Source organism: Niastella sp. OAS944 (genome assembly GCA_024809215.1).
Taxonomy (GTDB): domain Bacteria; phylum Bacteroidota; class Bacteroidia; order Chitinophagales; family Chitinophagaceae; genus Niastella.
In genome coordinates this window covers 187,320-203,083 of the sequence record JANUBW010000001.1, presented here as the reverse complement: position 1 = coordinate 203,083, position 15,764 = coordinate 187,320, and the positions used below count along the sequence as shown (strand labels likewise).

General features: G+C 41.9%; 9 protein-coding genes. 6 read left to right on the top strand and 3 right to left on the bottom strand.

Translation table 11 applies throughout. The features are described from left to right. Window positions 1–10 precede the first annotated feature (10 nt). Genes GGD38_RS00820 through GGD38_RS00795 form a run of 6 tightly spaced genes read left to right on the top strand, consistent with a single transcriptional unit; the run spans window position 11 to window position 8,834 of the window. Complete coding sequence (locus GGD38_RS00820; RefSeq protein ID WP_375299931.1) at window positions 11–1,342, top strand: hypothetical protein; 1,332 nt, start codon at window positions 11–13, stop codon at window positions 1,340–1,342. Window positions 1,343–1,347: 5 nt separating this feature from the next. Then, window positions 1,348–1,779 carry a hypothetical protein gene (locus tag GGD38_RS00815; RefSeq protein WP_375299932.1) on the top strand — a complete coding sequence of 144 codons (432 nt, stop codon included), beginning with the start codon at window positions 1,348–1,350 and terminating at the stop codon, window positions 1,777–1,779. Between the two features lie 4 nt (window positions 1,780–1,783). After that, window positions 1,784–3,247, top strand: a complete 1,464-nt coding sequence (locus GGD38_RS00810; RefSeq protein WP_375299933.1) for a hypothetical protein — start codon at window positions 1,784–1,786, stop codon at window positions 3,245–3,247. Between the two features lie 11 nt (window positions 3,248–3,258). Further along, a complete protein-coding gene (locus GGD38_RS00805) occupies window positions 3,259–6,507 on the top strand; it encodes a hypothetical protein (RefSeq protein ID WP_375299934.1) in 3,249 nt (1,082 codons plus the stop codon). 1 nt (window position 6,508) lies between these two features. Then, complete coding sequence (locus GGD38_RS00800) at window positions 6,509–8,089, top strand: MotA/TolQ/ExbB proton channel family protein (protein ID WP_375299935.1); 1,581 nt, start codon at window positions 6,509–6,511, stop codon at window positions 8,087–8,089. After that, window positions 8,067–8,834 (top strand): flagellar motor protein MotB, encoded by a 768-nt coding sequence (locus GGD38_RS00795; RefSeq protein WP_375299936.1) that lies wholly within the window; start codon window positions 8,067–8,069, stop codon window positions 8,832–8,834. The genes GGD38_RS00800 and GGD38_RS00795 overlap by 23 nt, the downstream gene beginning before the upstream one ends. Before the next feature lie 6 nt (window positions 8,835–8,840). On the opposite strand, the gene GGD38_RS00790 is transcribed toward GGD38_RS00795, so the two are convergent. The 3 genes from GGD38_RS00790 to GGD38_RS00780 all read right to left on the bottom strand — a co-directional run bounded on the left by GGD38_RS00790 (window position 8,841) and on the right by GGD38_RS00780 (window position 15,668). Next, entirely contained in the window at window positions 8,841–10,715 is a 1,875-nt protein-coding gene (locus GGD38_RS00790; protein WP_375299937.1) for a pectinesterase family protein, read from the bottom strand. A 159-nt stretch (window positions 10,716–10,874) separates the two neighbouring features. Next, the gene (locus tag GGD38_RS00785) at window positions 10,875–12,395 is read right to left on the bottom strand and encodes a RagB/SusD family nutrient uptake outer membrane protein (protein ID WP_375299938.1); all 1,521 of its coding nucleotides are present in this window, start codon (window positions 12,393–12,395) and stop codon (window positions 10,875–10,877) included. A gap of 21 nt (window positions 12,396–12,416) precedes the next feature. After that, the gene (locus tag GGD38_RS00780) at window positions 12,417–15,668 is read right to left on the bottom strand and encodes a TonB-dependent receptor (RefSeq protein ID WP_375299939.1); all 3,252 of its coding nucleotides are present in this window, start codon (window positions 15,666–15,668) and stop codon (window positions 12,417–12,419) included. Window positions 15,669–15,764 lie beyond the last annotated feature (96 nt).

Sequence of the window (15,764 nt, the reverse complement as noted above, 5' to 3'; positions counted from 1 at the left end):
AATCACACTGATGAGAGAAACACTCCTTTTGTTTTTTGTAACGCTTATTGTTATTGCATGTAATGAAGAACCTTTTAACAGTGGGAATTATATGGACGAAAAATGGGTACAGTCCATTGATACCACATTTACACAACCTTCCGACTTCAAAGATACATCCTTACTTAGTGTAAGAATTTCTTCTAAAAAGATCATGCAGGGCTTTCTAAGGCCTACTAATTTCGATTCAACCGGCGCATTTGGGAAACTGATCAATATGTTCAGCCGTTTTTATGCTACTCCTCATAATCCACTTACTAAAAAAGAATATCTTTTTGTTGATGGCGACCATCAGGGAGCAATTACCGATACGGTATATGCTGACAGCAGTTTGTTTAACGGGAGATATTATTCAGCTAATACAAATAATCTTCATTTTCAATTTCTGTCAATTGCCAAAGAAATTAAAACGAAACCCGATAAGCGTAAATTTTACGTGATCCTGAGCGATGGTGAAACAACTATCAGGAAATATCAAAACGATAATGCTGCAGAACTTACTGAAATAAAAGAAGCGCTTAAAGACATTCTGAATAAACAACCCAATATGTGTATTGGCTCCATCAGTTTGTTGTCGAAGTTCACGGGCGATTATACGTATGATCCCAAACAATCGAAGTATATAGATTGCATGCGGTATCTGTATGCGTTCTGTTTCTTTGATAAGAGTTTTATGCCCGAATTTCAGCGGTTTGCCGATGATGCCACCAGGGCAGGAGGGCATGCTTTTGTGTTCAATCCGCAGGTGCCCCATGTATCAGTTTCTACCAGCACTGCTATTTATCCGCAACGTATTGGGGCAAAAAACAGGGCTGAGTCTGATAAATATTCGGCTTACTCATTTAGAGAAAATGTGCCCGATAGCATTGTTTTAGATAGCAGGATCAGCAACTTCAAATACATGCAACTGCCTTCATTAAACTATAAAGTATATTATTATTCACCTAAAAGTATATACAAACTGAATGCACCAAAGGAGATCGGTGCAGGAGCGTATCCGGCTAAAACAAATGGTTCCGGTTTTACCGTTTCATTAAAGTTAAAGCCCGAAAATGCACCTGGAATGTATGGTATTGAATTGGTTCCGGTGTATAAAGATGTAGACGTCAGCCAAATTGCAGGATACAATATTCAGGAAGTAAATATTGATGATAATACGCTTACTGAGGTCACCAATATACGCCCTGGGGAAACTTTAAAAACAGAGGGGCTAAAGGATCTGTACCAAAAATTCATTGAAGCGCTTATTGATATTCAACAACCCATTTTTTACCGAACCTATATTTCCATTTCTAAAAACTAAATGTTATGTATAAAATATTTTATCGCTTGATCTCTTTTTCGGGTGACGACGATCTGTGGATCAAGTTTTTAGATCCTTTGATCTTTGTTGCACTCGGTTTTGGGGTGCTGTTAGCCTGTTTGTTTGTATTTACAAGAACCGGTACTTCGAATGCCAGGGTTCAGAACAGGTATTGGTTTGTATTATACCTTATAGGTATCGTATTAACAACAATTACGCTGGTAATGATCAAAGGCAGTACAGAAGACAGCGATCCTGAGGGAAAATTCAGTATCGATTTAGGTAGCTTTATAATGACGGTTGTGCTAACTGTTTTATATGTAGGCGTTATATACTATATACTTACCAATATTTTAAGACGTGCTCCAAGGCACAATCCTAAAAGGTATTTTCCAACATTTGTTTTACCTCACGCATCAAAATTAAATCCAAAATAACAATATGAGGCCTTTAGTATTATTTCTGATAGGAGGTAGTGGTGCCCGTTTCCTGCGTTCTTTACTGTATCAGTTAGCAGCCGGGCTCGAACTGCATAATATAACAGTAATAAAGTTGGTTATTATCGATACAGATGAAGCGAACGGTAATTATGAGCAGGCGCTTAATTTACTGGGTCAATACCAGCAGATACGGGAGCGGGTTGAACAAGATAGTTCTAATTTTCGCGATAAAGATGGTTCAAAATTATTCTTTCACGAAGTGCAGTTGTTTGATGATAACCGAAAATTCATTACACCATTAAATGCCTCGCAACGATCCTTACGCAGTATTGTAGATTATACCAATCTCGATCACGACCAGGCCGATTTTGTGAACCTGATGTTAACCAATGAAGAACTGAATGAGGACCTGTCTATTGGTTTTCAGGGGCGGCCCAATATGGGTACAATTGGCCTGGAGGCAATTGATAAATGCATTGAGGCATCGGGCAGGCTCAATAATTTGCTGGGCGATAGTCCCGATCTGAAATCAGAAGGGGTGAGCGGTGCTGTTTTCTTTACCGTATCCTCGATGTTTGGCGGAATGGGCGCCAGCGGTATGCCATTATTAATAAACAAATTCAGCAGAAGCGCTTACAACGACGTTCCGCTTGCTTCGTTGTGTTTTATGCCTTACTTCAAAATAAAAGAAGGAAAAGGAAATAACAACAGCAGATATTTTCCCCAAAGAACAGTATTGGCCTTTGATCATTATAAAAGAGATTTTACCAGTAAGCTCGATAACCTTTATTTCATAGGTAAATCGTTCGATGATGAGAACGGTGTGAGTTATGCTCCCGGCAGTAAAAAACAGGCCAATGAGGCGCATTATGTAGAGTTTTTGTCGGTCACTTCTTTGATCCATTTTTGCCGGCATACGCCGGCTAAAAGGCGCAACATGCATTCATATGCCCTTCATGTAGATGAATATGAAGGGGACGGGCTATATGCTAACTGTGCCGGGCCCGAGTATGTGAACAGTTATGAGAAATATATTCGTTTCGTATTCATGGCCCGGTATTTTATCGACAGGTTTGAGCAAAACTATTCCAGCGAGGAAATGAAAAATATAAACTGGGTACAGTATGCCGGTTTTGCCGATTTTACAAATGAAGACAAACTGCTGCTACACCAATTCTTTACCGAGCTGCTGGCATATGACTGGGACGAGCTCTATACGTATTCGGGGTTCAGGGTACTTCAATCGAAAGGCTTTCCTGCGAATATTGAATCTGCTGTTCCGCATAAATTGTATTCGCCGTACCGGCCCAAATTTTCATTTACAGTAAGGCGATATAATACCTACCAGGAACTGGATATGTACGGCCTTACAGATAAAGGCATTTCTTCCCGGGAAAATATTCCCCGGTTGTTATCCATATTCGACAGATCATTTACGACCATCTTCAATAATATATACAAGTAAATATTGAGCATATGCCAGAAGCGCAAAAAAAATGTTTGCTGCCTAAAGAGTACTTAACTACGATCAATAACACACATACAGGTTGGCATACCTTTACCATGACCAACATGACCATTGAGTTGAATGAACAGGATAAAATTGATGAAGTAAGCGCGTTGCCAACGCCGTGGGCCCGAATGGAGTTTGTGAATATGGTTTTTTCGAAATGGGCGGGTAATACAGCAAATGAAGCTTTGCTAACGTTAGAAGAGAAACATATCATCAATCATACTTTCGATTTACTGGAGTTGATCTTCTACAGTAATTTTTATGCTGTTGATCTGGAATTCCAATCAATTGCCGATTTCAGGGAAGGAAACTATTTTGGTAAGGCCACCGACACATTCTTTCAATTTCCCAAACCTGTTTTGATAAAAGCCAGGCGGAGCGGCACCCCGGTTTTGTTGGGCTCTACTTCGCCCTACACGCTTGTATACCCGGCTATGCACCTGATACAGGAAAGTTATCCATTAGGTAAAGGACGTAAGTTGTTTAACAGGGATACAACAGACATAACCCCGCTCAACAGGCGCCCAAAAATGTTTGCTTCTTTTCTTGCTTTCATCGCTAACAAACTTTCCGATGACAAAACACATTCTACCCAGGTATTAAAAACAGCGCTCAATGCTTGGGTGGGTAAAACTGAAAAACTCAATAGCCATCAGGCCGAAGAAGCCGTACAGGTGGCGTTTTCATCAGATAGTTATTTTTCGATAGTTAAACTGAAAGAAGAAGAAAAGCTGCAGTCGCCCTATTTTTATACCGGCCATGTAATAGTCATTGGAGAGCATCATCGGGAAGGGGTAAATTATCTAACCGATTTTCCTCTCACAATTGAAACCTCTTACGAAGCTATAGGCAATGTGCCCAATAAAACAGTATTGCCGGGTACTATTATTAAGCAAAACTGGATGCATGAAAGCGGCTTCTTTGCATCCAGGCTGGTTTATATGCCTTATGACCTGAACGGAGATGCGTTTTATATTGGTAAAACAGAAAATACAGATAATAAAAGATATGCTCCCCCGCTAACCCCGGCTTATTATAGTAACGCAGCGCATTGGGATAGTGACGAGCCAATGTCAGAAACCAGCTTAAGCATAAAGGTGGTACATGCAAAAACAAAGGCAGAGGTTGATATTCTGTTACTCAACCAAAACAAGATAAGGGTTTCCAGAACATATGAAGCTTCGCAGTTAAATGAAAGCCTGAAACAATCTGCATTTGCATTGAAAGTATTTCCCAATTATTACATTGATGAATTTGAGAAACATAAAAAGGCCATAGGACCATTGTCTTATTTTGTAAGTCTGTATGATGATGCGGGAATAGCCAGCTTTCCAATATTGACTGCTGTGCATTTATATGGAACAGATGGTCAAAATCTGGCACCCCAAAGCACCCGAAGCCGAAAGAAAAAGACCAATGTTATAGGTGAAAGCGCACTCGTTAATTACCAGGTCGACAAGCTGCCCCGCCGTATAGAGTTAACTGTAAAAATGGGGGCTGAAAAGGAAATATTTATTTTCAGCTTTTTACCAAAGTATGAGAAAAAAGAATATAATCATACTGGTGAAAGCGGGGTTGCCATTGGGTTCGATTTTGGTACAACCAATAGCACCATTGCCTATAAATACCTTGGCATTAATGAAGAACCCATTATTGCTGAATTTAGTAAACTGAAGGAGTGTGCTACTTATTTCCCTAAAACTAAAATGCCATCCGGTGAAACTTACGAAAATGAGTTTGAACGCTTTTTTATAGAACCTGGCTCTTACAGGAAAATTTTTCGGAGTGTGATCAATTATTCTTCGGGCGTAAGTGAGTTTAACGACTGGATCACATTTAATGTGTTTTTTGATAAGGTGAGCAAACCCGATGAATTTGCCGGTAATGAAGTAAGGCCTGAGTTTAAGTGGGATATCAACAAAAAACAATACTCGGGGCAGGCGACCCATTGGGTGAAGCATTATATTTCATGCAACCTTTTATTGTTAAAATACCTGTTGCTACAGGATGGCAGGAATATTGACCTGAACAATGTGAAACTGGTGTGGTTCTATCCGCTGGCATTCGATGAAAATCAAAGAGATCAGATAAGGGAGATATGGCATTCACAAGAAGTATTTCCCGCTTTGAAGGAAGTGCGTGAGCTCGACGAATCTATTGCCCCTTTTACAAACTCCCCTTATTATAGCGCAACCAATGCAACAAAAGCATTGAATGTTGATGTAGGTGGCGGTACTACAGACATCTGTATGCTCGAGGGAACCAACGTATTACTAAAGCTGTCGTTACCGGTTGCCGGTAGAAACATTCTGGGCGACATGTATTCAAAAAGTGATGCGCCCTTGTTGCACAATCCCTTGCCCTGGTCGAATGTTTCACCTTTGCAGGGAGTAGAAAAAAAGCCAAGATCTTCGCACGAGCATTTTATTAACCAAACAGATAATGATAAGGTAGAGATCCTCATACGGGCTTCCCCTGTGATCATATTCTTTGCCTATTCCATATTGAAATATGTAAAGCTGGCCATCGATGTAAACAAAAAGGGCCAGAGTGTAGGGGTTAATGATTATCCCGACACTATTCGCTTTTCGGGCAATGGCGCCAAGATATTTGCTTCCATACTTAGCAATGAGCATGGCATCAAATACCTGGAGTCTTTGAACGATCGAACACACTCGCTCAATGAGCTGATAGCCCTGATCTTTGGAAAAAAGATCTCCGTTGAATTTTCAGAGAACCTGAAAGAGGATACCGTTATCGGTGGTATAAAATCAATTTTGAACGGAAATGCAGGCAAAGGCAAGGGCCCGTCGAGCGACGAATATGAAATAGTTGGTGAAAACGTAAACGGCATACCGTTTAATGATACCCTAACAACTGTGCAAAAGTTAGGGACCAATATCAGGATCTCTTCCCAAACCGGCAGTTATTTACTGGATACTTTTATTAAGGAGTTTTTAGATCTGCTGCGTCAGGAAGAAAGATTGTTTGAGCAATTGTTCCGCAAAGATGGTGAAGAGAAGCGGAGGGCGTTGATAAACTATCTTGAGAAGTTAATTGAGGCCAAAGACCTGGTAAAGCTGCAAAACTATATTTCAGGCGGCATCGAATCTTCAGGGGTTTCGCTCGAAAAACTTAAGTCATCGTTGCTGATGTTCGAATTGCAAGGGGTGATCCTTGAAATGGTACGTGCCCTTATAAAAGAGAAATAACATGCATTTTATCATTCTGATTTGTATTATTTTAGTTCAGGTATGGGTGCTTCTCCGTATTGTAAATATTGGCGGCAAAATAAAATATTTATTCCCAGACCTTGGCAAAAAGATCTCTGTTAAAAAGGATAGTATAAATGGCTTGTCAATAAACATTGAAAGTGACGTGCTCGATATGCAAATACTTAAAAATGAGATCAACGATTGTTTAAAAGCGCATCATATAAATGAAAGGCCGCCAGATATAACCCAATTGTTGACAATGGCCAGAGACAGAAGCCGCATCTATGATGGCAAAGCCGGCGTGCTGGTTACAGTGCCGATCTTATTAGGGCTTGCCGGTACCATTATAGGATTGGGATGGGCATTTTACAATATAGATGTTGGTGGAAAATCTGAAGAACTGGATTTTCTTTCTGCGATCACCCATAGTGCGGCCATAGCATTTGTTGGTACCCTCGGAGGTATATTAGTCACCATTGGCTCAGCTACGTATATAAGTGCCTGTAAGCGGGAACGCGACAAGCGGTTAAACTGGTTTTGCACCAATATGAATACTTATTTGGCTGTAGTTATACCAACTATAAAGGATCAAACGGCAGCCCTTATTGCCAGTTCAATGTTCAAGTTCAGCGAAGAGTATTTTAAGGAATTCGCCCGGTATACCCAACAGTTCAGGGACATAAATAAAGAGTTGGCTGCCCTGTTCGATAATGAACTGAAAGAAACCATTAAACAAAACAATACCTGTATTCACAAACTCAATGAATATATTGACAGGCTCGATAACCTGTATACAGTTACAAAAGGAATTACTTTTAAGCCGGCGATGGTAAATGAGTTTGCTAAAGCTGCAGGGGACCTGGTAACGTCATTGCAGTCGGCCACTACTAACCATAACGAGAATACAGCTTATTTGAGCGGCATACTTGAGGCGTATAAAAACCTTGAGAACCGCGTAAGTGCCAACCTTATTGACCTGGTAAAACAAAAAGCAGTTTTCGGAAATTTTGAAGAGGCCGTAAATACATTTGTTACTGATGGGAAAAATTGGATGGCAGATTTTTCAGAAGTAAGCAAAGGTATCGGTGGTCAATTAAAAGATCTTTCAGCTACCTATATTAATACCATGGGAAGGATCAGGGATAAATTGATATTACAGGTAGAAAGTAATTTTAGTTCTGAAGGATATAAAGATTTTGCGCAACAGATAATTTCGTTGCAAAGCTCTGTGAAAAAAGAATTGGATAATATTAAACTGCTTTCCTACTCTATAAAGCAGGAGTTCTCCAATATTAAACAACTTACTGGCTCCCTTGATAATTTGACCAACGCTCTTTCCGATTCCCTGGTGCCATCCATACAAATTACCTCTAAAAATCTTGTACATACCACCGACACATTAAATACGGTACTCCCGAATGCCATTGAGCGATCGGTAGAAAAACACCGGGATACCATTATTGAAACCAGTGAACGCTTAATGAACAAACCAAGATCATGGGGAACATGGACCTTCAAAATTGCCACTTATTTAATACCCAAACGCTTTAAACGAAATGGAAGACGAACATCAAAATAGCTATTTCTGGGCAGCATATGTAGACTTTATGATGATAGTTGTTTTTATTGCTTTTGGGCTTGGCGCCGCTGCGTTGGCGAAGTACCGTAATGAAAAGAAAAAGGTTGAAATACTTAAAGGTAAATTTTATACAACTAAAGAGCAAAATGACTCCCTGGCATTAAACTTAGAAAAATATGTATCCCTTGTTCAGGAAGCCGACCATATTACCGCAGTCATCGAAAAAGAATTCGATAATAAAAATCTTAGGGTCGATTTTACCAACAGCAAAAAAATAAAACTGGAAGGCGATTTTCTTTTTAAATCGGGCGGTGCCACACTTAGGCCCGAGGCTATTGATTCAATTGTATTAATAGGCAAAAGCCTTGTAGCGGCTTTAAAAAAAGATTCAAATTTTGCCAAATGTGCTATTATGGTGGAAGGTCATGCAGATAGTACTGACACAGAATTCAATAATTATATCTTAAGTTTTAACAGATCGCTGGCCATAGTTCAAATTTGGGCAGACTCCTGTAACCTTAAAATGCCTGAATACGATATTTTACCGGTTGGTTTTGGCGAGTTGTATCCCTATAATGGCAATCAAAATTCAACCTCGGAAGAAAGAAGGTTAAATAGACGAATTGAAATAGCTATTATGCCAAAGCTGAATGAATTTTTTAATATTGTACGTGCAGCCCAGAAAAAAGGCCCTCCTGTACAGGCGAGATACCTTGATGAGGAGAAGCGCCCCAGAAAAAAATAACAGGCTTTATGGCTTCCAACCCGAAAGAATATTCTCGATCGTATAATCCTTCGCTTCCTCTGCACTCAATACATGTGACCATGGTACACGGCCACTTGTTACCGCACCTTTGCCGCGATTGTTATACTCTGCATAGTAGGTAGTTTTTTCGTTTTCTGCTTTATCCCAATTATGCCAGCCTTCCGGTTTTACCATGTTGCTTAATTCGCTTTCTATAAAAACCACTTTAGCATAAGGGCGCCAGGGCCGGCCTAAATAAAAGGAACTGGCAGGGGCATTGCCGGTTATGTTGCAATGACGAAAAACATAGCCAAACTTTTTATCGGCCGGGGTAGAGGCGGCTGTGTAAAAACCATTGGTCTTTCCATAAATAACACAGCTGTCGAACAAACAGGTGGAGGCGCCGAAAATAAAATCTACAGTACCTTCTATGTAGCACTTTAAATAATATTGCCGGCTATTATCGCCATGAGTGTACAACGTATCCTGAAAACCCAGAAAGCGGCAGTTGATAAATTTTATTCTGTCGCCGGTAACTCTAACGGCAACGGCCTGTCCCACCGGGCCCGCAGCATTTTCGAAGGTGATATTCTCTGCGCTGATATCGGAGCCGTAAATGTAAAAACTGGCAGAACCTGAAGTACCAATATTTTTTCCCGATGCGTCTTTTTTAGAAGCATAATCGTCAAACGTGAGAACAGTCTTTTCTACACTTTCTCCTATGAAATGTATATTTCGTTTTGATGCAGGCAGGTTAAGCTTTTCTTTATATATGCCGTTCTTAATATAAATAGTGGTAACAAATGTATTGGAATCCTTTACTGCATCGATGGCTTGTTGTACCGTTTTAAAATCTCCGCTGCCATCGCTGGCTACCACTATTTTCCGTGCCTGTGCTGTGGTAGTAAAAATCTTTGATAAAAAATTATGCATGTAGTCAACAGTTGTATCAACCCAGGGATGAAACAACCAGAAGGGATGCACCTTTATATCAAAGCCATGCACTTCGTAATATTTTTTCCAGTCTTTCATCATGCCTGTCAATTCATCACGCCCGGCATGAAACCAGTTGTACCCGCTGTTCACAAATAGCACAGGTACCATTGATTCTGTTGCCCAAAAGATAGGGGAGGCTTCTTTCCATATCAATGGCTTTTCCTCAAATGATCCACCCAGCCATTCGCTGTCGGGCGAATTGGGTTTTCGTTTAAGGTTGAGTGATAAAGGCGCCATAAAATCTATTACGCCATCGATATCTATTACGGCATGTACCTTACTGCTGGCGCCCTTGTTGCCCAGGTCACCTTCAAATTGTGCCACGCCATTTGTTAAACCAATGAAGGCTGCAAGCTGTCCGCCGGCAGAACAGCCTGAAACAGCGATCCGCGAAGTGTCTATGCCATATTTATCGGCATTCAACTTGATCCATCTGATGGCCGATTTTATATTATATACTGCAGCAGGGTACTTTGCTTCCTGTGATAACTGGTATTCTACAGGTATGGTTACAAATCCTTTGACGGCCAGCATTTGGGCCATTGGTACCTGCATTTGCCGGGTACCGGAGCGCCAGCCACCACCGTGCACCATCACTATGGCGGGGTGTTTTCCTGCCTTTTCGGGTCTGAAGATATCAAGGTGCAGTTCTCTTTTCCCATAGGGCGTATTCTCAAGCGTTGTATAAACAACATTTCTATCGGCTTTTACGCCTTTAGGTACAGCATCCTTTGCGGCTACAGCCATTGGATAATCCTTGTGGATCTGATTGTAAACTGTATTTACATTGTAGGTGGTATCGCGTGGGATCTCTTTTGTTTGTGCGTTAGCGATCGTAAAACCAATGATAATAGGAATTAGAAAACCCAACCGTTTTAAAACCATAGCTGTTTTTTTACAAATTTATAATGTGAGTGGTGAATAGTGAGTGGTGAGTGGAAGCTCGCTAAAGCTCAGAATTCATTAAAATTCCTGAGCCTCACAATTGTTCTGAATTCTGGAAATTCGGAAACTCACTCACCACTGACCACTCACAACTCACATTTATTTAGGATATCCGGGGTTTTGTTCCAGTTTCGGATTGTTCGTCAATTGCTCCTGTGGTATGGGATACAGTGCCCGGTACTTTTCCGTTACTGTTGTTTTGAATGCATATGTTCCGGTAAAGTAAGTGCCAAAACGTATCATATCGGTTCTTCTGCATCCTTCCCATAAAAACTCCCGCATTCTTTCATCTTCCAGGTCTTGCAGGGTTAATGCGTTTAATGCGGTGGCGCCACTTCTTTGCCGTACCTGGTTCACCAGCGGTAATGCGGCGCCGGCGCTGCCTAACCTGAACAACGCTTCTGCTTTTATCAATAACACATTGGAGTATCTTTCCAGTACCAGGTCATTATCGGCATTGAAGCCCGACCATGCAGCGCCCACCGGGGTATACTTAAGTACTTTATAACCTTCATTATCCTGTGCAGCCAGCAGGTCCTGTACCGGTACCAACACCAGTTGAGTGCCATTGGTATAAGTGAGCGGCCGGCCATCGAGGTAGTATTGCGGCCCGTATTCTATCAATGTTTTACGGGCGTCGTTATTTGCATATTTATCTAATGATACCTGTGTGGTGCTATAACCATTGGCCGGCACAAAAGGCAAATTATACTTCAATGCATCCAGGCCATTTTGGGTATATAAAATAAATTGATTGTTACCAGCTGTTTTAGTAGGGTCTTTGGTAAAGGCCGAAATGATCTCTGTAGAGGTACTTTGTTTGGGCGATGAAAAATTATCAAGCACGGCCGGCATTAAACTGTATGCGCCGGTATTGATCACTTTATCGCACATGTCAATTGCTTTTTGCCATTGTTGTGTGCCCGTATATACTTCTGCATTCAGATACATATAAGCCAGTGCGGTGTAAATACTCTCTTTTGTAAAGCGTGGGTAATAAGCTTTGCGATCTACATTTTTTACAGAAGGAAGGTCCTCGATCGCTGCGAGCATTTCCGTTTCAATAAACTTAAAAATATCGGCTCTTGGCGTGGTGCCGGGCAGGTTATTGGGGTCAATTCTTGCAACGGTAACCAATGGCACATTGCCCCAGTTATCCATAGCATAATAATATCCATAGGCGCGCAACGCTTTTGCTTCGGCTATCAGGGCTTTCAGGTTGTCTTTATTGGGCGATGCGTTGAGGCTTTCAATAACGGCATTGGCTGTGCCAATTTCCTGAAAGATCTGACTCCATGCCCGTGCAATGGTAGCATTGGTCTTATCTTCTTTATGCTGTAGCAGATCAATATTGTTTTGATCGTACCAGCCGCCGCTTGCTCTGCCCGGTGTAATAAACTCATCTGTGCTGTATTCTTTCATACGCCAGGGATCGCCAATGTCAACATTATAAGAAAGCAAATTATAAATACCTACTACCGATGACAAGGCCTCTGCTTCGCCTTTATAATAAGTGTCGGGAGCAAGGCTGCCGAATTTTTCTTCATCCAGTTTTGTACAACCTGAGGCCAGCATGATAATGAATAAAGCCGATACCAGTATTTTAAGATATGTTAGCATACAAGTAATTTGAATTAGTGATTAAAAACTAAAGTTGGCGCCAATACTAATGTTGCGTGCTCTTGGATAGCTTAAGTAATCGATGCCCAATGGCGCAGTGCCCACTCCCGATACTTCTGCATTTACTTCGGGGTCGATGCCCGAATAGCCTGAAATAAAGAATAGATTGGTGCCGGTTACATACAAACGGGCAGAAGAAATGAATGTGCGTTTAATGGGAACATCGTAACTCAGGGTCAGGTTATCGAGCCGTACAAAGCTTCCATCCTCTATCCAACGCGATGAGTATGCTTTGGGTTGCGACCTTTTAAGACCACTTGTGAGGGCGCTGGTCAATACGTTCTTACCAGGTAAATTATTCAAATAAGCCATGTTGGCGGCTGTAAGATTGAACACATCATTGCCAACCGAACCTCTGAAAAGAAAGTTCAGGGTAAATCTTTTATAGCTGAATGTATTGGTGAAGCCAAAAATAAATTTTGGCTGGGCACAACCTATGATGGTATCATTGCCGGGCACATAAGTTTCAAGGCTATCCTTTACACCTGCATATCGCGGTCCCCAGAAGGTACCCAAAGGCTGGCCGGGTACAATAAGCTGTGCATATTTCCCCAATGAAACGGTGCCTTGCAACGGGGCAATTTGTATGTTGTTGCCTTTGTAGGTGTCGTTGGAAAGACTCAATACTTTGTTCCTGTTAAAGCTGATGTTGAAGCCCGGTTCCCATTTGAAATCTTTTTGGTCAAAAACCGTTCCGCTCAATGAAATTTCAACACCTTTGTTTTGAACACTGCCCACATTCGCCAGCTGTGTGCTTACGGCTGTTGGTGATGGAACAGGAATGCGCAGCAACAGGTCGGTTGTTTTCTTTATATAATAATCAACGGTACCGCGTAGTCTTCCATCAAATAAAGCGAAGTCAACACCCGCATCAAATTGCGCGGTTTGTTCCCATTTCAAACTCGGGTTGGCGTACTGTTGCGGCAATACGGTGGTTACCCGCTGGTCGCCAACAATATACCCTGTTGCAGTGGCGCCAAGTGTTGTTAAAGAGTTCAGGTTACCTATTTCCTGGTTACCGGTTACGCCATAGCTTACCCGTAGTTTTAGGTCAGAAAGGGCTTTTACATTATCCAGGAATTTCTCGCGCGATAATCGCCAGGCTATAGAACCGGAGGGGAATACGCCCCATTTATTACCCGAACCAAACCGGCTGCTGCCATCGCGCCGTACGGTGGCTGTTACCAATATGCGGTCGTCGAAATTATAGTTCGCTCTTCCGTAAAATGAAATGAGTGTATTGCTGGCCTGAAAGGTATTGACAAGACTTACCGTACTTGCCGCCTGCAGGCTATACCATTTAAATTCATCCGATAAAAAGCCCTGTGCAGTAGTTCTGTCGCCCGTGTTCACAAAGTATTGCCAGCTGTAACCTGCAAGGGCTTCTATTGTGTGTTTGTTAAAATGTTGGTTATACCTTACAATGGTTTCCAGCAACCGGCTGTAGTCTTCCAGCTTTTGCACGCTGGCATAACCCTTTAAGCCTTCACCCAGCAGGTTCACTTTACTTATGTAGGAATTACGATTAATATTTTGATTGGTATAACCAAGGTTTACGTTAACGCTTAACGGTTTTGTTATTTTCAGTGTGGTTGATAAGCTGCCAATAAACCTGTTGTTGGTAACCTGGTCAAGTACCTGATCTTTAAATGAAACCGGGTTTACTCTGTAAGGACGTACGAAATAATAATTTCCGGAAGGATCGTAAACGGGGTAGGTAGGGTTGAACACCAATGCTTCATAGTTCATGCTGGTGCCAAATTCACTGCCTACGGTATTTGAAACGGGAGATTGGGTTGAAAATGTTTGTCCGTAATTTACCCGCAGATCAAAATTCAATCTGTCGTTCAACATGGAATGATTGATATTTATGCGGGCATTGGCTCTTTTAAGCGCAGACGTTAACATAATACCTTGCTGATCGCCATAGCCAAACGAAGCGCGATACGTGGTTTTATCGCCACCGCCGGAAAGGGAAAGATGATGGTCCTGCGAAAGGGCGGTCCTGTAAATTTCATCCTGCCAGTTGGTGTTGGCGCCTTTATCATCGATGGTAATACCAAAGTCTTTTAACGTTTTACGATATTGATCGGCCGAAAGAACATCCAGGGTGCCTTCTACTTTTGAAAAGCCAACTGAGGTGCCAAGTGTAACTTTTCCTTTACCTGCCGAACCTTTTTTGGTAGTGATAACAATAACGCCATTAGCGCCTCTTGATCCATAAATGGCGGTAGCCGAAGCATCTTTCAATACGGTTATCGATTCAATATCATCGGGGTTTAAGGTCATTAACGGGTTGGTAGGTTCCTGGTCAAATACATCGGTGCCGTTACCACGAATGTTAGCTTGCGCCACACCGGCGCTATTGGAAATAGGAATACCATCAATTACATACAGGGGATCGTTTGAACCGGTTAACGAAGTACCGCCTCTTATTCGAACGGTATTGCTGCCGCCCGGTTTACCACTGTTTTGTGAAATATTTACCCCGGTTACTTTTCCCTGAATGGCTTGTTGCGGGCTTAACACCGCGCCCTGGTTAAAGTCTTTATTGCCTACGGCCGAAACAGATCCCGTTAGGTCTTTGTTGCGGGAGGTGCCATAACCGATCACTACAATATCCATTTCCAGCGAAGCGGGTGACAGAACGATATTCAGTTGTTCCGATGCTGCTTTTATTTCTTTGGTGGTATAGCCCACAAAGGAGATCACCAGTGTGGTATTGCTGCTGGCCACGGTGATGGAAAAGCTGCCATCTTCATGGGCCTTTACAATATTTGTTGCAGAGCCTTTTTCGGCAATGGTAGCCCCGGCCAGGGCCTCCCCCTTGTCGTTGGATATTTTACCCGTAATAACTATTTCAGGGGCAGGCGCAGCAACCGCAGGCGGTGGTGGCAGCGGTTCGGGCTGCTTTTCCTTTTTGAGGCTAATTACAACTGTGTTGTCTACAATTGTATACGTGAGCGGTTGATCTTTAAGCAGCAAATTCATAGCCTGTTCCAATCCGGCGTTGGAGATGTTTACAGTTACAGGCTGGGCTTTTTGAATAACCAGCTTTGAGTAGGCAAATGTGTAGCCGGTTTGCCGTTTAAGCTCCTTAATGACTTTTACAAGTGGTTCCTGCTTTGCGTTTAAACTAATGTGCTGGCCCACGCCATGGGCGCTTACATTGAGAAATACAACCAACAGAAAGAAAGTTGACAGTTTCATCATTAATAGTTTCTTGCATACTTCTTTTGAGGGAAGAAGTTTGCGACAAGCAATCAATTGCATAAATTTGATTGGTTTTAGGTTAAATAATGAGCATCG

Coding starts and splice junctions, on each gene's coding strand:
- GGD38_RS00820 (WP_375299931.1), top strand. CDS start 11: ATGAGAGAAACACTCCTTTTGTTTTTTGTAACGCTTATTGTTATTGCA.
- GGD38_RS00815 (WP_375299932.1), top strand. CDS start 1,348: ATGTATAAAATATTTTATCGCTTGATCTCTTTTTCGGGTGACGACGAT.
- GGD38_RS00810 (WP_375299933.1), top strand. CDS start 1,784: ATGAGGCCTTTAGTATTATTTCTGATAGGAGGTAGTGGTGCCCGTTTC.
- GGD38_RS00805 (WP_375299934.1), top strand. CDS start 3,259: ATGCCAGAAGCGCAAAAAAAATGTTTGCTGCCTAAAGAGTACTTAACT.
- GGD38_RS00800 (WP_375299935.1), top strand. CDS start 6,509: ATGCATTTTATCATTCTGATTTGTATTATTTTAGTTCAGGTATGGGTG.
- GGD38_RS00795 (WP_375299936.1), top strand. CDS start 8,067: ATGGAAGACGAACATCAAAATAGCTATTTCTGGGCAGCATATGTAGAC.
- GGD38_RS00790 (WP_375299937.1), bottom strand. CDS start 10,715: ATGGTTTTAAAACGGTTGGGTTTTCTAATTCCTATTATCATTGGTTTT.
- GGD38_RS00785 (WP_375299938.1), bottom strand. CDS start 12,395: ATGCTAACATATCTTAAAATACTGGTATCGGCTTTATTCATTATCATG.
- GGD38_RS00780 (WP_375299939.1), bottom strand. CDS start 15,668: ATGATGAAACTGTCAACTTTCTTTCTGTTGGTTGTATTTCTCAATGTA.